Raw genomic sequence first — 16063 nt, 5'->3', positions numbered from 1 at the left:
GGTTTCTACGGTCCACCGTGTCGAGTCAATGGCGCCCGGGCAAGCCGACATCCGGCTCGGCAGCGAACTCTCAGAAACCTCGTACCGCCGGTACGCATAACCCGCCGCGCGCGTGGGTACGCGGCCGAGTGAACGGTTGTTCGCAGAGAATCGACGCCCGCATGGCCTGTAGGCGGGAGGGAGCTTCTGAATGCCCGAGGTCCAACTTCACCACGAGGGACACCCCATGTATCGCCGGATGGTCCGGTTCGATTGGTCGGAGACGCCGCTGCACTGGGTGCCCGACGATCCGTTCTCGACGCACATGATCAACGTCCTGCACCTGCTGCTGCCCGAGGGCGAGCGCCACTTCATCAAGGCCGTCCTCGAGGCGTCGTCGCTGGTCGATGACCCGGAGTTGGAGGCGGCGATCAAGCCGTTCATCCAGCAGGAGTCCTGGCATGCGTGGGCGCACCAGGTGGTGCTCGACCACCTCGCCGAGCAGGGCATCGACACCAAGCCGTACACCGATCGGCTCGGGAGGGTGTTGTCGATGACGCTGGGCGACCCGCCGAAGTGGTTTCCGCCGGCGATGAAGCGGTGGTGGCTGTATCGGCGGCTGGCCGACGTGGCCGCGCTGGAACATTACACCGCGATGTTGGGCCAGTGGGTGCTGTCGAACCGGGGTCTGGACTACGCGAAGGCCGACCCGATGATGCTTGACCTGCTGCGTTGGCATGGCGCCGAGGAGGTCGAGCACCGCTCGCTGGTCTTCGACGTCTACCAGCACGTCTCCGGGAGCTACTTGATCAGGGCGTTCTCGATGTTGTTCGTCTCGCCGCTGTTCATCGGCTGGTGGGTCGCGGGGGCTCGTTACCTGATGGCCCAAGACCCCACCATCGACCGCAAGTGGCGCTTGCGGGACTGGCTCTGGGCCGCTCGCGAGTACCGGTTGCCTGGCCCCTGGAAGCTGATGGTGACGACGCCCATGAGGTACATGCGGCCCAGCCATCATCCGAACGACGAGGCGTCCACGCAGATGGCGATCGACTACCTGGCGTATTCGCCGGTGGCCAAGGCCGCCCGGGAGCGGGCGCGATCCCAAGGAAAGTCGCCGGATCAAACTGACGGGATCGAGACGTCCGGCAACGGAGCGCGAAAGGCGAAGGTGCGATGAAGGTTTCGGTGGATCTCGACACCTGCGATGGCAACGGCGTGTGCATGAGCATCTGCCACGAGGTGTTCGACGTGCGCGAGGACGGTCTGCACGTGCTGCAGGACGAGCCGCCGGAGGAGCTGCGCCAGCAGTTGATCGGCGCCGAGGTGTCTTGTCCGACGCAGGCGATCACGGTGAAGGGCTGAGCAATGCCGAGTCGCCAGCTGAAAGAAGTTGTCGTTGTCGGTGCCGGCGTCGCGGGCACGAGTGCGGCCGAGACGCTGCGGCAGGAAGGCTATGACGGTGCCCTGACGATCGTTGGTGCTGAGCGGCACGCCCCCTACCATCGCCCGCCGTTGTCGAAGAAGTTGTTGACCGGCAAGGTGCACCGGGCCGGCGTCGATCTGGCGCCGCAATTCGACATGGAAGCGCGGGTCTTGCGTGGCGCATCGGCCCTTAAGTTGGACATGTCCTCGCGCACCATTCACGTGCGCGACGACGGCGAAGAACTTGCCTTGCCGTTCGATGGGCTGGTGATCGCCAGCGGTGCGGTGCCACGCGAATGGCCGGGCGGTTCGGTTCCCGACGGGGTGCTGCTGCTGCGCACGGTGGAGGACTGCCTGGCAATCCGGGACCGGCTGGGTTCGCGGCCGCGGGTGGTGGTCGTCGGCGGCGGGTTCATCGGTGCCGAGGTCGCCGCGAGTTGCCGGTCAATGGATTTGGACGTGGTGCTGATCGAAAAGGCTAGCAGCCCAATGGTTTCCGCGCTGGGTGAGGAGCTGGCGTCGCGCTGGGCCGACCTGCACCGGCAACGCGGCGTGGACCTGCGGGTGGGCGTGGGCGTCGACGGATTCGTGGGCGACGGTCGGGTGGAGGGTGTTCGGCTCACCGACGGCTCGCAGGTTGCGGCCGACCTCGTCATCGTCGGACTCGGCGTCACCCCGGCCACCGACTGGCTGGACGGCTCCGGATTGCGCGTCGACGACGGGGTGATCTGTGACGCCTGCGGTGTCGCCGACGGCAGCACTGCGGACGTCCCGGTTGTTGCGGCCGGTGACGTCGCGCGCTGGTGGCACCCGCTGTACGAGCGGCACCTGCGTACCGAGCACTGGGAGGACGCCGGCCGCCAGGGTGCGGCCGCCGCCCGGACCCTGCTGGCCGGGCCGCAGGACGCTGAACCCAATGACGAGGCGCCGTACTTCTGGTCCGATCAATATGATGTCAAGCTGCAGATGCTGGGCGTGCCAACCGATTACGACTCCGTCGAAATCATCGAAGGCGATCCCCGCTCGTGGGAGTTCGTCGCCGCGTACGGGCGCGGCGGTCACACCATCGCGGTGCTCGGGACCGTCGCCGGCCGGGTTTATGCCTACCGCGATGCCATCGAGAAGCGAGCCGAGTTTCCGCCGAGCCGAGCGGGATAGCGAGGGCGGACATTCGCTATCGCGCCCGATCGGCCGAACCTCACAGCCCAGGAACCAGGATCGTCTTTCCCGGCAGGCGATTGGCGTCGGAGTCATCGTGCACGGCTGCCGCGTCGGTCAGCGAGCGGCGGTCGGCGACGTCGATCACCAGTTGTCCGGCATCGACCCGGCTGACGAGTTCTCCCTGCTGCGCGGCGTCGCTGCGGACGAAAACGCGCTGCGCCCGCACCCGCCGCGCCGGGTCCTCCTCTCCCGACGTCATGGTGCCGAGATAAAACCCACCGTCGGCGACCAGACCGACGAGGGCCGCGGTCTGCTCCGGTGCGGTACTGACCAGATTCAGCACCACGTCGAAGGGCTGCCCGGCGACGGCGAGCGGGGTGGCCGCGTAGTCGATGTAGTCGATGATTTGGTCGGCCCCGTGGCGCCGCAGGCGGTTCTCGCTGCGGGCCGAGGCGGTCGCGGTGACGACGGCTCCGGCCTGCTTGGCCAGTTGAACCGCGTAGCCGCCGACCGCTCCACCCGCCCCGTTGACCAGCACCGACTGGCCCGCCCGGAGTTCGGCGATTTCGAGCAACGCCTGCCACGCGGTCAAGCCGACGGTCGGCAGCGCGGAGGCATCGGCCAGCGGCACCGACTTCGGCGCGGCGGTCAGCACCTCGGCCGGTGCGAGCGCGTACTCGGCGGCAGCGCCGGGGGCATCCAGCGGAAGCATCCCGACGACGGCGTCGCCAACCTTCCAGCCGGTCACCCCCTCGCCGAGCCCGGCGATGGTGCCGGCAACGTCGACGCCCGGGGTGTGCGGGAAGGAGATGGCGTACACCTCGGACAGGTAGCCGCCGCGGATGCCGGCATCGACGGGGTTGAACGAGGTGGCGGCCACCTGCACCAGGACCTGGCCCGGGCCGGGCACCGGCCGCTGAACCTCCTCATACCGCAGAACGTCGCTTCCGCCGTAACGGTGATACTGCACAGCCTTCATGATCTCCTCCATTCGTAGGTGCTTCGAGATCGAAGCAGTTGCAGTCGGCATAACTTGTTTCGAAGTCAAAGCGATTCCGGACGGAGGAGTGACAACGGCCACATTGCTTCAAAGTCGAAGCATTATGATCGCGGCATGACGGAGTCGCTCAAGCCCCAGCAGATGCGCACGTACTTCGCCCTTATGGAGGGAGTCAGCCTGCTGCAATACGCCGTGCAACGACAGTTACGGGCCGAGGGCGATCTCAGCTATGTGCAGTTCGAGATCTTGGCGAAACTCGCCGATGCCCAGCGCCGGTTGACCATGACCGAGCTGGCCGACGGCGTGGTCTACAGCCGCAGCGGTCTGACCCATCAGGCGGGTCTGTTGGAGGATGCGGGCCTCATCGATCGCGGAGCCAGCGACGCTGACCAGCGCGCCACGGTCGTCCGCATCACGGAGGCCGGCCACGCGCGGCTCGCCAAAGTCCTACCGGGCCATATCGACGTTGTTCGCGACCTGCTATTCGATGCGCTTTCCGGCGAGGACGTGCGCGCGCTCGGCGACATCATGGGTCGCGCCCGGGATCACATGCGTGCTCGACCCGCGCGCTCGGCCGCCTCGCGCAAACGCCGGCGCTGATCTCATCCGACCTTCGTCCACGGTGTGCAGCCGTGGGTAATGAACTTCGCCACCGCGGGGTGCCGAGAGGTCCGCTGTGACCGGGGTAGTTTGGATCCCGCTGTCGGAGTTGATCAGTCTTCCATCGCTGGTCCACGTGGTGAAGACACAGGCCGCTCGGTAGTCGCCGGGTTCGGCGTGGGCGACGTAGGTGCCATAGGGGAGTTGGGCGGGTACCGCGTAGGAGCCGGGCCCATAGCCGCCGTCCGCATGCGCCGACGGGGCGGCAAGACTGCCGATTATCAACGCGGACACGGCACTCGCCGCGAGTTCAGGCGCCTGGACCAGTCGCATAAGCACAAACATTAAGTGCCGGCGACGGCTTGGTGGAGAGTGCGCATCGGTTGCGTGCCAGTCTGACTGGCCGATTAGGTTTTCGTCTGAATGCGCATTACTCTTGCCCGCGGTTCTGATTGCGACTCTCCGAAAGCAGCCATGCCCATTCAGCCCACCCTGCTGCGCCGACAGTCACTGCGCAGCGCCCGTGCACATCGGGCCGCTCCCCGTGTGAAGTGCCCCATGGTCGGCCAGTGCTTCGATATCGAAATCACGCGTGACGCTGACGGGTGGATTATCCGGATTCCCGAGATCAGCAGGATCACGCGGACCGGCCGCCGGGGTGCGGTGGAACTGGCGGCGCGCGAATGCATTGCGACCTGGACCGGCATCCCCATCGGCTATGTCGCCGTTCATGTCATCAGCGAGACCGAATAGCGGCGGACCCGGCCCTGGCCTCATCTTGGCCAAGGTGTATCCCGCGCGTGATCGCGCCGCGACGGTGACGCACAACGCTCATCATCATGACGGTGCTCGCGGCAGTCGCCGCGTTGACGGTGGCGATGTGTGTCGGCTATTACTTCGGCCGACGCGCGGGGGCGAGGCCGCCAAGCTGGAGAAGGCGAACGAGCAGGGTGGCCCTGGGGCGGCTCGCGATCAGTCTGCTCGTGTTGTTAACCGCGCGCCGGGCAATGACCTTGTGGGGGCCAAGATTTGTTGCTCCCCTCGGGCTGCTGCGGGGTGGCGTTGCTCGGATGCGGTATTGAGCGAGACGGACTGATATGTCAACGCTGGAGGGCAAGGTCGCCCTGGTGACCGGAGCGTCGTCGGGCCTCGGCGCCGAGACGGCTCGGCTGTTCTCCCGCGAGGGCGCAACGGTTTTCGGTATTGGCCGCGATACCGCACGTTTGGCCGAGGTATTCGCCGACGGCCAAGATGGTTCCTACGCGTCAGTCGACGTTTCCTCTGCGCAGGCCTGCCGCGATGCGGTCGAGCAGTGCGTGCGCGAGTTGGGCGGACTCGACGTCCTGGTCAACGTCGCCGGCCACCACCAGATGCGTCGGACGGAGTCAATGGCCGATGAGGACTGGGCGCACGATCTTGCGGTGAATCTGAACGGGCCGTTCTACCTGTGCCGGGCCGCGCTGCCGCACCTGCTGGAGCGGGGCGGCAACATCGTCAACGTCGGCTCCATCGCCGGTGTCGAGGGCCAGGCGTACTCGGCGGGCTACTGCGCGGCCAAGCACGGCCTGATCGGACTTACCCGCGCCCTGGCGGTGGAGTACACCGCGGATCGCTTACGCGTCAACGCAATATGTCCGGGTGGGATGCTCACACCGCAGATCGAACATTTCAGTGCGCCGGACAATCCCAACTACGACCTGATCATGCGCACCGCCTCGCCACGCGGCATGATGCAGCCCCTCGATGTCGCGAACGTGATCGCCTTCCTGGCCAGCGATGCCGCCGCCGCCGTGCACGGCGCCGTCTATCGGGTCGACAACGGCAAGGGCGCCGGCTAAATGCTCTCTGCCAAGAGTTACTACGCGCACTGCGTCAAAGCCATTGAGCGACGCCCCCATGCCCTGAACATGTTCCCGTCCGGTGCTGACTAAATGACCAAGAACCATCGCGACACTTTGCCGTCGCGTTGCCCGGAGGTGTCTGCGGCTGCGATGGGTCCGGTTGCACCGGGCGTGGCACGCAGATCCCGCTGGAGTTCTCGTATGTCTCTGGGGGGCATTGCGGCAAGGGGAGGTTGGGCGACAGTGGCCGCCCCACTGTATTTGCCTCTTCCCGAAGCAGCGTATCTGCGTATACGGGTACCGCTGTGCCGGTGGCCGATATAACTAGCAATGCACCGGTGGCAAATCTCAGCAAATGCTTTGCTGCTATTGATCTTCCGAACATGCTTTTGGGCCGGTTCTCATGCGTTGAGCGGGCGGCAATGGCCGGGATGCTACTGTTCATGACTCGTCCTTGCTTGTGTCGCCGTTGGTAACGGTCGTGCGATGTTGGCGAAGCGGATTCGAGCGAATGCTCATGCTTTCGCCCTGGATTGGGTGGCCCCGGCAGAACCCCCATCAGCCGGGGCCAGGCCCTCAGGCGTTTTGGACGCCGGTCGATGGGGCGCCCCCGAGGTAGGCGGCCTCTGCCGCGGCAACCAAGATGAAGGCGTCTTTTCGAGTGACGGTGATGCCGGTGTGGGCGTATAGGTAATCGCTCTCCGCCTGCGGGGAGACGCCGCTAATCAGGTCTTGTGCAATAGCCCGGCCGGCGGTCGCCTCGGCGACAGGGCCACCAGTGCTGTAGATGCCGTCGTTGTCGCACAACCTTATGAAGGTGATGTCCTGATCGGTTGTCCACATACCGCCGCTGTCGGCGTGTCCTTGCGCCGGGGTTACGGCCGCGACGCCGAGTGCTGCGGAGAATGCGGCGAGGCTGCCGAGAAACTTCTTCTTCATTGTGGTTTCCTTTCCGGCTTGAGGCCCCGGCTGGGGGGTTGCGGTCTTCTATGCCGCTTGCGAGTGCCTCACTGAAATGTCATCAGGCGCAGCAAGAACCGGCCAGGGAGCAGACACCACAGCTGGAGGTGGTGTGTACACCAGTTCAGAGGTGAGGCCGGTGCGGTGGTCAGCTCGACCTGCCAAAAGCGGCCCCACGCGGCTGGGACGGCGTTTACAGTCATACGAGCCAATAAACATGTCACTGTGAGACCGAGATGCGGTGGTAGTCATGGCAGACGCAAAGATTTCGATAGTGGTCGCTGAAGACTCTTTGCTGATCCGAGACAGTGTCTGCCGAGCCCTGTCAACGAATCCCGACGTGGTCGTGGTCGGTGAGGGCGTGGATTACGACTCCGCGATCGAACTCCTCAATCGACACCAGCCGGCATTGTTGGTGACCGACGTGCGCATGCCGCCCACGTCGACTGATGAGGGAATTCGCCTCGCCCACTGGTTGCGGACCGCACACCCGGACACAGGGGTGATCGTGTTGTCGCAATACGCCCAACCCGAGTACGCGGCCGGATTACTGGAGGGGGGCACTGGCGCCCGCGGATACCTCCTGAAGGAACGCATCGCAAACTTCGATCAGCTAAGCGATGCCGTCCGTGAGGTCGCATCAGGCGGGACGGTCCTGGATCCGATTGTGGTCGAGGCGTTGTTGGCAAAGCCAAGCTCAGCTTCAGTGGTCAACCGGTTGACGCCTCGGGAACGCCAGGTTCTTGCCGAACTCGCTAGTGGCAGCAGCAACCGTGCGGTGGCAGAACGGCTCGTGTTGTCTCAGCGCGCGGTGGAAAAGCACATCAACGCGATTTTTGCCAAGCTCGGCTTGACCGGAGACGACACGGTGGATCGGCGCGTGAAGGCGGTGCTTTTGTTTCTTGGGGACGCCGGTGACGCCGCGTCCGCTTAGGGCAGGTTGTGGACAAAAGTGGTGTGTACACCCTGGTGACAGGCGGACAATGCATTCCACAATGTCGAGCATGACCGCTGAGCAGGTCCCGGTTTGGGTTGTCGACGATCAGGCCAGCTTCCGGCGCGCTGCTACGGAAATGCTCTCAGCGACAGACGGATTCGTGCTAGCCGGCGATTATGAGACTGGTGAGTCTGCGATCGAGGTCCTGCGCGGTGAATGCCACGGCATTGTGCTGATGGACATTCACATGCCCGGAATGGGAGGAATCGAGGCCGCCCGGCGAATCCACGAGGCGAATCCCCACCTAACCGTCCTGTTGATGTCTACTTATGACGTCCGCGACCTTCCTGCGGAGGCCGCGAATTGTGGTGCGTCGGCCTACTTCCGCAAGGAAGAGTTGAGCCCAGATATCCTGAACCGCTTTTGGCGGGCGGTCGAGTAGGCAAAGGATATGTGGCGTCGCATTCTCAGCTGGGGTCTCACCGAGACATTGCTGTTCTTTATAGCGCTCGAACTGATGGTTTTCAGCGGAAGCGCGTTCCTCGCGCTCGCGCTGTATTTCTCGCTCTTGCCATCCCATTGGATGCTGGTCCTTGCCCTCATTTGTCTCGGACAAGACGTCGTACTGCTGGCCGCACTACGCCTGGCGCGACAACGCAGTCACGTGCAGTCGGTGACGCTGATATGTGTCGCCAGTTGGGGCAGCGCCCTGCTGGTCACCTTCGTTGCGCCGATCCTGATGCCGTGGGTCGCGCTCGCCGCGCTGCTGCCCGTTATCTTCGCCGAGAGATGCGTTCGCGGAAAGCAGTTGCTGGCATTCAACTTGATCACCGCCGCCTGCTTGATGGTCTTAGGAGGGCTGGCGGGCTTGCATGAAAATGCGGGACTCTCCGACGAGAGGTCAAGGTCCGTTGGCAACGCTGTCCTCGCTGTTGCGCTGCCTGTAATGGTAATCGGCACGTTGTTGGTCGTCTCCGGCAACGCCGCCACTCTGCGGAATACAGCGAAGGTCGCCAACCGCAACGCGGCTGCGTTGCACACATCCGAAAAGTTGCTGGCCGAGCATGCAACCGAGCTCGCGGCATCACGCGCCCGGCTGATCGCCGCGGCCGACAGCGAGCGGCGCCGCCTCGAACGCGACTTGCATGACGGCGCCCAACAGGACTTGGTGGCGCTGGCAGTGCTATTGCAGCTTGCCCGCACCGCCGATAGGGACCGCTGCGAAACCCTGCTGGTAGAGGCATCCCAACTGCTGCAAACAGCGATCGCCGAGATCCGCAGGATCGCACACGGTATCTACCCCCCACTGTTGGTCAGCGGTGGGCTGGCGCAAGCCCTGCCCGCCGCGGCCGCCCACGCTCCGATACCCGTGGATGTTTACCTGCAGGGCCTAGGCCGTTACTCGACGTCAATCGAGGGTGCGCTCTATTACTGCACCACCGAAGCGCTGCAGAATTCTGCCAAACATGGCGGCCCCGACACCAAGGCCACCATCGCCGCCAACGCTGGCGACCGGACGCTAACCCTGACGATCAGTGACACTGGGTTTGGATTCGACCCGGCGACTACCGGGACCGGGCTCACTAACATGACTGACCGGCTGGCCGCTATCGGAGGTGACCTAGAGATCGATACCGCACCTGGCCGTGGCACACGAATCACCGCCACCGTGGCTGCTACGCCGCTGTCGACTGGCGCCGCGACGCCGCAGCCGACCGGGCAGCAATCGTCATCAACATGAAGTAGCGGTCGATATTGCCTCGACGAATCCGGGCTTTGGACGCATGAAGAGCCTTACGCCTGCCGCAGCGGACGGCTGCGGACCAGGGTTGGCCACCAGAACCACGGCCCAAGGATCCGCAGAATGCACGGCACGACGAACGAACGCACAATCAGCGTGTCGAGCAGCAGGCCGATGCACACGGTCGAACCCACCTGGCCGATCGTCCTGAGGTCGCTGGTGAGCATCGCCAGCATGGTGAAGGCGAAGACCAGACCCGCGGATGTCACCACCCCGCCCGTGCTGCCGAGCGCGCGGATCAGACCGGTGTGGATTCCGCCGTGCAGCTCCTCTTTGACCCTGTTGATCAGCAGCAGGTTGTAGTCCGACCCGACTGCCACCAGGATGATGAACGTCAGCGGTAGGACGAGCCAGTGCAGGTGCAGGCCGATCAGGTGCTGCCAGACAAGTATGGACAGGCCGAACGCGCCGGCGTAGGAGAAGGCCACGGTGCCCGGAATCACCAAGGCCGCCACCAGACTTCGCGTGATGAACATCATGATCAAGAAGATCAGCACGAAGGCGGCGATCGCCGCGATCATCAGGTCGGACATCGCGTATTCCTTGATGTCCTTGTCGTTGGCCCCCGAACCGCCGATGTAGATCCGCGCGCCGGCCAACGAGGTCTCTTTGAGGATCGTCTTTATCGCGTCGGGGAACTGTTCGACGTGCTCCACGCCTTCCGGGCCCATGGCGTCGCCCTCGTGGGTGACGATGAACCGGGCCGCCTTGCCATCCGGCGACATCATCAACTTCATCCCCGTCTTGACATCGTCGTTGTCGAAGCCCTCATGCGGGATGTAGAAGAAGTCGTCGCTGCGGGACTTGTCGAAGTCGTTGCCGACGTTGATCAGATCATCGAATGTCTGCTCGGTCTGGGTGGTCTGCAGATCGGCGGATCCGTAACTGTTGACCAACTTCGACTGCAGTGCCTCGGTATCGTCCGCGGTGGCTTTCAGTTGGGCGATGATCTGCGGGAAAGTCTTGTCCACCTCCTGCAGAGACACTTTCGCGTCCGCGATGTCGTCGGCCAACTTGTCGATTTGATCGATGGTCTCGAACAGGGAGCGGAACGTCCAGCAGATGGGGATGTCGAAACAGTGTCTCTCCCAATAGAAGTAGCTCTTGATCGGCCGGAAGAAATCGTCGACGTTCGAGACTTCGTCCCTGATGTCGTCGCTGACCCTTTGGAGGTCTTCGACGGTGAGTACCGTCTGGTGCAGTTCGTCGGACACCTTTTGGAAGAAGCCGACCTCTTTGCGTAAGACCGCGACGGAGTGCGCCTGAATCTCGGCTTGCGCGTCGGTGTTGGCGTTTTGCTCCCTGTTGAACGGGAGTTGTTGGCCGTTGCCGCTGCCCTGCGTGGTGAATAGGTACGGAATGCTGGCGTGCTCGAGCGCTCGGCCCAAGGGCCGCGTCATGCCTTGCACCATCGCCACACCGTGCAGGCGAATCAGGGCCCGCGCGACGCGGTCCAGCGAGATGAAGTCGGCCGAGTTGCGCATGTCGTGATCGGTTTCGACCATCAGCATCTCGGAGAACAGCTTGCTTTTGGGGAAGTGCCGATCCGCCGCTTGGAAGCCGAGATTGGCGGGTGCACTGGCCGGCTGGTATTGCCGATCGTCGTAGTTCTGCCGGTACGTCGGCACGAAGATCGCCCCGAGCATGACGACCGCGGAACTGGCCACCAGGATCGGCACCGGCCACCGCACCACGCTCGCCCCGATCCGCCTATACAGATATCCCTTGGCGTTGGTCCTCGGGTCGAACATCCCGAACAGGCTGCCGACGGTCAGCGCCGCCGGGCCCAGCGTCATCGCCGCCGCGATGGTGAACAGCATGGTGATCGCGACGGCCGGCCCCATGGTGTGGAAGTAGTTAAGGCGCGCGAACGTCAAGCAATAACATGCGCCCGCGATCGTCAGGCCGGAGCCGATGATGATGGGCGCGACACCCTTGTACGCGATGTAGAAACTGTCCTCCCGGCTTTCGCCCGCCTGTCGCGCTTCGTGATACCGGCCCATCAAGAAGATGCCGTAATCGGTTCCCGCTCCCAGAGTTAGCGCGATGACGATGTTCACCGCGAACGACGAGAGTTCGATGTACCCGAGGTGACCGAGCGTGGACACGATGCCCTTCGCGACGAGCATTTCGATGAGCACCCCGAGCAGCGGCACCAACAGGGTTGAAGGAGCGCGATACACCAGCAGCAGCATCACCACGATGAGGCAGATCGTCACGATCGTGACGTTGTTGAGGCTGGCATTTGCGATGGCCAGCGTGTCCGAGGCCAGCGGAGCCGCGCCGCTGACGTAGACCTTGAGGCCGGGCGGCGGCGGGTCATTCTTGATGATGTCGCGGACGGCGTCCACGGATTGGTTGGCTTGAATCTGGCCGATGTCGCCTGCGAGACGCAACAGCACGTAAGTGCACTTGCCGTCGACGCTCTGTGCTCCGGCAGCGGTGAACGGCTTGCCCCACAGGTCCATCACGTATTGCACGTGCCGGGTGTCGTGCTGGAGGCGGCGCATCAGATCGTCGTAGTACCGGTGGTCGGCGTCTCCCAGCTGTCGGTTCGCCTCGAACACCACCATGGTCAAGTTGGTCGAGTTGGATTCGTGAAATTTTTCGCCGATGTGCAGCAGCGCCCGTTGTGAGGGCGCGTAATGCGGGACCATCGGTCCGGCGAGTTCTTCAGCGACCCGTTCCACTTGGGGCATAAAGGTGTTCGTGCTGACCGCGAGCAGGCCCCAAAACAAGATGATCGGTATCGCGAAAGCCCGGACCATCCTGGGGATGAACGGGCGCTTGACCCGGGGCTCGTCGAAACGGTGCTCGCTCATGCCGACTTGACCCTGCACTCAACGTCGGCGTCCTGATGGTCGTCCGTCTGTTCATCACGGACCACGCCGTCCACGAGCATTCGGCAACCCACCTGACCGCCGCGGACATGCACCGAGATGCTGCCGGACGCTACCGAGAGCGTGGTCGTCTCCGTGTGGGACCACGGCAGAGTTGTGATTTCAACCTGATGCGGATGGCCGTCGATGTCGATGTAGACGAGTTTCCCGCCCTGCGCGGCGGAGCCGAACACCTCATAGGTGATCCGTTTGAGGTTGAACTGCTCGGGAGCCTGCGGGCCATTGACCGTGATGACCGGTTCGGGTTCCGAGAACTGGTGCACCTTGTGCATGCAGAGCAGACCGACACCGACCGCGACCACGGTGACCAACGGCATCCAGGCTCGCTGCAAGACAGTCCTGCTGACTGAACGAGGACTCACTCGTTCATCTCCCCGAACCCCTCCTGACCTTGTGTTCGTTCCGTCCCCGACCGCCGTGCGCATGCGGCAAGACCAGGTGATATATCAATCTGGTTGATATGCCACGGTAAAGAGACTACTGCAAGCGGACCGCGGGCGCGATCTCGGTGTGCCGGACCTCGTCATGCGGGGCCCTTACGACGCGGTGGGCGCGCTGCGCAGGCGCCTCTTCAACCGTGCGCTACCGAGCAGGCGAAGGGCCAGGTTCGTGGAGGTCAACATGGGGATCACCCCGAGAAATGTCCGCTCGGACGGCGTCGCTCCGTGTAGGTGGTAAAGGCTGCCGAATACGTAAAAGCAACCAAGCATGAACAACGCGCCGGGGATGCAGAGCGCCATGAAGGAACTGCGATCGGCGACGATTTGCTTCGCGTAATCCAATTCTTCCGCCGACATCGGTTCGCCTTTGCGCAGTTTGCGCACGACCTCTTTGGCGCTCCCGATTTCCTCGCTTATCGGGGTGGTTGGTCGCCTCTCAATCCGCCGGACGAACACGGTGGCGATGGCGGCCAGCGTCAACGCCAGCCCTAAAGCGACGACGGTCAGCAGACCGAACAAGCCCTCAGTCACCATCGAACTCCTTCTGTGTCACCGCTTCCGGGTGTTGACGACGTCGCGGACGATCAGGCCCAACAGGACGGCCAGACCGAGCGGCACCAGAACCTTGAAGACGATTGAGGCGTGCGAGTAGAGCAACGCGTAAGCGATTGCCCCGATCGCCGCCATGACGAGCAGGATGCCGCGGTTGATCTTGTCGGTACTCATCGGTGAAAACCTTACTTCTGGGGCATCAGAACCCGAAGTCGCCGCCGCTGGAGTCCGAACCGCCGCCGCCGAAATCGGAGCCGCCGAAGTCGGATCCGCCGCCGGAGTCCCAGCCGCCGCCGAAGTCCACGTCGCCACCGCCGGAGTACGAGCCGTCGTTGCCCGCGAAGCTGGTGTCGCCGCCGGAATCATAGCCCCCACCGAACCCGACGTCGCCTTGCTGACTGTCGTAGCCGGTGCTTTGGCCGCCGTCGTAGTTGGCGTCCGCATACGCCGAGTCGCGGCCGGCCTCGAAGCCGCGGTCGTAGCTGCCGCCCCAATGGTCGTCCAGCAGCGCATCCATCAGCAGGACGTCGGTGAGCGCCCAACCCCAACCCGCGCCCCAGAATGCGTACGGGTAATAGCCGGGGTAGAAGAACATTCCGTTGTAGTAGCCACCCCCGTAGTAGTGCGGATAGCCGGGCTGCGGGGTGGTGCTGTAGTTGTTGTTGTTGATCGTCACGTACTCGCCGGTGTCGGGATTCTTCGCCCGTACCGAGGCCTGCTTGCGCTCGTCCCCGGGCACCGAGTCGACAGCGCCAACATTGGGCGCGGGGCGTCCGAGCTTCTGGTATGCCCTGGCCACCGTGGACTCCACTACTCGCAGGTGCGCCCTCGCCGCGCCGTAGTCGCCTGTCTCGTAGGCCTTTCGGGCGTCGTAGAGGCTGGCGTTGGCCTTCGTCGACTCTGCGCTGACGTCCGTTTCGCTGTTGGTGAGCACCGCGTTGTCGATGTCGGCGACACCGGATTCGGCGGTGATCAATTCCTGTTTGATCTGCTCGCGCTCGTCTGCATCCTTGCGGCGCTTGCGATTTCGGCTGACAGCGAACGAGACCAAGGCGACCACGCTCAACGCGACGGCAATGAAGACAAGCATGGTCCACAACCACGCCCAGCGGTCGGGGTTCTTGTGCACGACGGGGGAGGTGGTGGCCGCCGGTCCTCCGGAGGACACGTCCAGCCTGGTCAATTTGCTGACGAATTCACTCGTCGCGCCCTGCGGGTCGTTGCGGTGGCCCCTGGCTGACTGGCTCATGAACGGGTCGACGCTGTCTGCGATCGCCTTGGGCACGTTGTAGGCCCGCACGTGGTAGCCCTTGGAGTCGATGACGAGAATGATCCCGCTGAATGCCGGATTGCGTCCCAGGATGACGTTGTGGATGGCGTCCGGGGTGGTCACCCCGGTCTGACTGGGCGCGACGGCCGCCACCCAGATCGGTGGCGTGGAGCTCCACGTCCAGCGGCTGGTGAGGATCTGGTCGTTCAGCCTGTCCGGGTCCCGCAACGGCGGATTCGCCCCCGGGTCGGCCACCACGTGGGTCTGGGCGTTGAACTTGCCCACCAGCTGATCTGTGTAGGTGTCCGCCGAGGCGGACGGCGCGAGCAGCACCGCCAGCATCGCGGTCAGTGGGGCCAGTAAAAGCCCACGGAATCGTCGGGTCACTTTCCTCCTGCCAGGGGTCACGGTGTCGATCCTTGCGGTGGACCTTGAAAACGTCCACTGTCGACCCCGGTGCACCCGTTTCGGGCCGATTCGCTGCCGGTGGCGCCACCGGTTGGTTGTCGACGGCGCGGACGGTTGACGGCCAGCGGAGTGCCGGATCTTCCCAGCTGTGACTAGGTCTGGCTTTGGTCGATGTACCCGCGGGGGAGCACCGAGAAGTCAACGCACGCCGCTGCCAGGACGTCGCCCAGGTGTGGACCGGCCGGCGCGGCGAGGGTGAGCATCGCACCCGCCGATGGTGCCTTCAGGGTCGCCACGTTGCGGTTGAACAGCAACTGGATGGCTTCGGATTCGATGTCGCTCCAACCGGTGTGAACGGTCATCAGGGTGAGGACGCCGAGCGCCTCGCCGGACGGCGACAATAAGCGATGATGCCAGGCGCCGTCGGCCTTGTGCCCGGTGTGCGGCCGCACCTCCGCCAGCACGGTGCCGCCACCATCTTCCAGTCGTGCCGCGCCGTCGGCGGGGACGATTTTTCCCACCGGGGTGCCGCGGTTGGTGATGGTGGTCGTTCCGGCCACCGCGATTCTGAGTTCATCACCGCTGGCAGCGGACAGTGTGTACTCGCCCTTGCCCCCGTTCTTAAAACCGAAGAGCACTGCGGCACCGCCCTTTTGCTGGGCGCGCGCCAGTTCGGTGCCATCGGGGGTCGCGAGCTCGACGCGCAACGCGTTAGATGTCGACCTCGTCAGCCGCGCGAGGACCACCGTTGCATCGCCCAGAATCGGCATGGCGAGATCGTAGGCCCGGGCG

Annotated in this window: 18 protein-coding genes; 9 read left to right on the top strand and 9 right to left on the bottom strand. The window is 64.2% G+C overall.

From position 1 onward, the window contains the following. The first annotated feature begins 190 nt into the window (after nt 1-190). The 3 genes from A5773_RS01265 to A5773_RS01255 are packed head-to-tail and all read left to right on the top strand — an operon-like array spanning nt 191 to nt 2559. A complete protein-coding gene (locus A5773_RS01265; RefSeq protein WP_067789017.1) occupies nt 191-1156 on the top strand; it encodes a metal-dependent hydrolase in 966 nt (321 codons plus the stop codon). Continuing rightward, nucleotides 1153-1341 (top strand): ferredoxin, encoded by a 189-nt coding sequence (locus A5773_RS01260; RefSeq protein WP_066952253.1) that lies wholly within the window; start codon nt 1153-1155, stop codon nt 1339-1341. Before A5773_RS01265 ends, A5773_RS01260 begins: the two co-directional genes overlap by 4 nt. Before the next feature lie 3 nt (nt 1342-1344). Next, the gene (locus A5773_RS01255; RefSeq protein ID WP_067789014.1) at nt 1345-2559 is read left to right on the top strand and encodes an NAD(P)/FAD-dependent oxidoreductase; all 1215 of its coding nucleotides are present in this window, start codon (nt 1345-1347) and stop codon (nt 2557-2559) included. A 40-nt stretch (nt 2560-2599) separates the two neighbouring features. Here the strand turns inward: A5773_RS01255 and A5773_RS01250 are convergent, their stop codons facing one another. Further along, nucleotides 2600-3541 (bottom strand): NADP-dependent oxidoreductase, encoded by a 942-nt coding sequence (locus A5773_RS01250; RefSeq protein WP_067789119.1) that lies wholly within the window; start codon nt 3539-3541, stop codon nt 2600-2602. Nucleotides 3542-3676: 135 nt separating this feature from the next. Between A5773_RS01250 and A5773_RS01245 the strand changes: the two genes are divergently transcribed. The 3 genes from A5773_RS01245 to A5773_RS01235 all read left to right on the top strand — a co-directional run bounded on the left by A5773_RS01245 (nt 3677) and on the right by A5773_RS01235 (nt 6000). After that, on the top strand, nt 3677-4162 hold the full coding sequence (locus A5773_RS01245) for a MarR family winged helix-turn-helix transcriptional regulator (RefSeq protein WP_066952257.1): 486 nt from the start codon (nt 3677-3679) through the stop codon (nt 4160-4162). A 558-nt stretch (nt 4163-4720) separates the two neighbouring features. After that, nucleotides 4721-4915: a long chain fatty acid-CoA synthetase Faa4p gene (locus tag A5773_RS01240; RefSeq protein ID WP_066952261.1), complete on the top strand. Its 195-nt coding sequence runs from the start codon at nt 4721-4723 to the stop codon at nt 4913-4915. 344 nt (nt 4916-5259) lie between these two features. Continuing rightward, complete coding sequence (locus A5773_RS01235) at nt 5260-6000, top strand: SDR family NAD(P)-dependent oxidoreductase (protein WP_067789011.1); 741 nt, start codon at nt 5260-5262, stop codon at nt 5998-6000. A gap of 34 nt (nt 6001-6034) precedes the next feature. Here A5773_RS01235 and A5773_RS25300 read toward each other — a convergent pair whose 3' ends face one another. Together A5773_RS25300 and A5773_RS01230 are read right to left on the bottom strand one after the other, a co-directional pair. After that, nucleotides 6035-6388: a DUF3761 domain-containing protein gene (locus A5773_RS25300; RefSeq protein ID WP_232001785.1), complete on the bottom strand. Its 354-nt coding sequence runs from the start codon at nt 6386-6388 to the stop codon at nt 6035-6037. A 191-nt stretch (nt 6389-6579) separates the two neighbouring features. Further along, nucleotides 6580-6942, bottom strand: a complete 363-nt coding sequence (locus A5773_RS01230) for a DUF732 domain-containing protein (RefSeq protein ID WP_067789008.1) — start codon at nt 6940-6942, stop codon at nt 6580-6582. Between the two features lie 271 nt (nt 6943-7213). Here A5773_RS01230 and A5773_RS01225 point away from each other — a divergent pair, with 271 nt between their 5' ends. The 3 genes from A5773_RS01225 (at nt 7214) to A5773_RS01215 (ending at nt 9641) form a co-directional block, all read left to right on the top strand. Further along, a complete protein-coding gene (locus A5773_RS01225; protein ID WP_067789005.1) occupies nt 7214-7897 on the top strand; it encodes a response regulator transcription factor in 684 nt (227 codons plus the stop codon). Between the two features lie 70 nt (nt 7898-7967). Then, nucleotides 7968-8342, top strand: a complete 375-nt coding sequence (locus A5773_RS01220) for a response regulator transcription factor (protein WP_232001783.1) — start codon at nt 7968-7970, stop codon at nt 8340-8342. Between the two features lie 9 nt (nt 8343-8351). Then, the gene (locus A5773_RS01215; RefSeq protein WP_067788999.1) at nt 8352-9641 is read left to right on the top strand and encodes a sensor histidine kinase; all 1290 of its coding nucleotides are present in this window, start codon (nt 8352-8354) and stop codon (nt 9639-9641) included. A gap of 53 nt (nt 9642-9694) precedes the next feature. Here the strand turns inward: A5773_RS01215 and A5773_RS01210 are convergent, their stop codons facing one another. The 6 genes from A5773_RS01210 to A5773_RS01190 all read right to left on the bottom strand — a co-directional run bounded on the left by A5773_RS01210 (nt 9695) and on the right by A5773_RS01190 (nt 16041). After that, the gene (locus tag A5773_RS01210; protein ID WP_067788996.1) at nt 9695-12523 is read right to left on the bottom strand and encodes an RND family transporter; all 2829 of its coding nucleotides are present in this window, start codon (nt 12521-12523) and stop codon (nt 9695-9697) included. Further along, a complete protein-coding gene (locus tag A5773_RS01205) occupies nt 12520-12918 on the bottom strand; it encodes an MmpS family transport accessory protein (protein ID WP_066952267.1) in 399 nt (132 codons plus the stop codon). The genes A5773_RS01210 and A5773_RS01205 overlap by 4 nt, the downstream gene beginning before the upstream one ends. Before the next feature lie 219 nt (nt 12919-13137). Then, nucleotides 13138-13575 carry a hypothetical protein gene (locus tag A5773_RS01200; protein WP_369817297.1) on the bottom strand — a complete coding sequence of 146 codons (438 nt, stop codon included), beginning with the start codon at nt 13573-13575 and terminating at the stop codon, nt 13138-13140. A 15-nt stretch (nt 13576-13590) separates the two neighbouring features. After that, nucleotides 13591-13767, bottom strand: a complete 177-nt coding sequence (locus A5773_RS26215) for a hypothetical protein (protein WP_197505506.1) — start codon at nt 13765-13767, stop codon at nt 13591-13593. A 25-nt stretch (nt 13768-13792) separates the two neighbouring features. After that, on the bottom strand, nt 13793-15250 hold the full coding sequence (locus tag A5773_RS01195) for a hypothetical protein (protein ID WP_066952269.1): 1458 nt from the start codon (nt 15248-15250) through the stop codon (nt 13793-13795). Nucleotides 15251-15423: 173 nt separating this feature from the next. Beyond that, entirely contained in the window at nt 15424-16041 is a 618-nt protein-coding gene (locus A5773_RS01190) for a hypothetical protein (protein ID WP_066952271.1), read from the bottom strand. Nucleotides 16042-16063 lie beyond the last annotated feature (22 nt).

Origin of the sequence: Mycobacterium sp. 852014-52450_SCH5900713, assembly GCF_001667075.1 — a bacterium.
Lineage (GTDB): Bacteria > Actinomycetota > Actinomycetes > Mycobacteriales > Mycobacteriaceae > Mycobacterium.
Note: the sequence above shows the minus strand (reverse complement) of the source record. Positions and strands in the feature narration are given on the sequence as shown.

Coding starts and splice junctions, on each gene's coding strand:
- A5773_RS01265 (WP_067789017.1), top strand. CDS start 191: ATGCCCGAGGTCCAACTTCACCACGAGGGACACCCCATGTATCGCCGG.
- A5773_RS01260 (WP_066952253.1), top strand. CDS start 1,153: ATGAAGGTTTCGGTGGATCTCGACACCTGCGATGGCAACGGCGTGTGC.
- A5773_RS01255 (WP_067789014.1), top strand. CDS start 1,345: ATGCCGAGTCGCCAGCTGAAAGAAGTTGTCGTTGTCGGTGCCGGCGTC.
- A5773_RS01250 (WP_067789119.1), bottom strand. CDS start 3,541: ATGAAGGCTGTGCAGTATCACCGTTACGGCGGAAGCGACGTTCTGCGG.
- A5773_RS01245 (WP_066952257.1), top strand. CDS start 3,677: ATGACGGAGTCGCTCAAGCCCCAGCAGATGCGCACGTACTTCGCCCTT.
- A5773_RS01240 (WP_066952261.1), top strand. CDS start 4,721: ATGGTCGGCCAGTGCTTCGATATCGAAATCACGCGTGACGCTGACGGG.
- A5773_RS01235 (WP_067789011.1), top strand. CDS start 5,260: ATGTCAACGCTGGAGGGCAAGGTCGCCCTGGTGACCGGAGCGTCGTCG.
- A5773_RS25300 (WP_232001785.1), bottom strand. CDS start 6,388: ATGTTCGGAAGATCAATAGCAGCAAAGCATTTGCTGAGATTTGCCACC.
- A5773_RS01230 (WP_067789008.1), bottom strand. CDS start 6,942: ATGAAGAAGAAGTTTCTCGGCAGCCTCGCCGCATTCTCCGCAGCACTC.
- A5773_RS01225 (WP_067789005.1), top strand. CDS start 7,214: ATGGCAGACGCAAAGATTTCGATAGTGGTCGCTGAAGACTCTTTGCTG.
- A5773_RS01220 (WP_232001783.1), top strand. CDS start 7,968: ATGACCGCTGAGCAGGTCCCGGTTTGGGTTGTCGACGATCAGGCCAGC.
- A5773_RS01215 (WP_067788999.1), top strand. CDS start 8,352: ATGTGGCGTCGCATTCTCAGCTGGGGTCTCACCGAGACATTGCTGTTC.
- A5773_RS01210 (WP_067788996.1), bottom strand. CDS start 12,523: ATGAGCGAGCACCGTTTCGACGAGCCCCGGGTCAAGCGCCCGTTCATC.
- A5773_RS01205 (WP_066952267.1), bottom strand. CDS start 12,918: ATGCCGTTGGTCACCGTGGTCGCGGTCGGTGTCGGTCTGCTCTGCATG.
- A5773_RS01200 (WP_369817297.1), bottom strand. CDS start 13,575: ATGGTGACTGAGGGCTTGTTCGGTCTGCTGACCGTCGTCGCTTTAGGG.
- A5773_RS26215 (WP_197505506.1), bottom strand. CDS start 13,767: ATGAGTACCGACAAGATCAACCGCGGCATCCTGCTCGTCATGGCGGCG.
- A5773_RS01190 (WP_066952271.1), bottom strand. CDS start 16,041: ATGCCGATTCTGGGCGATGCAACGGTGGTCCTCGCGCGGCTGACGAGG.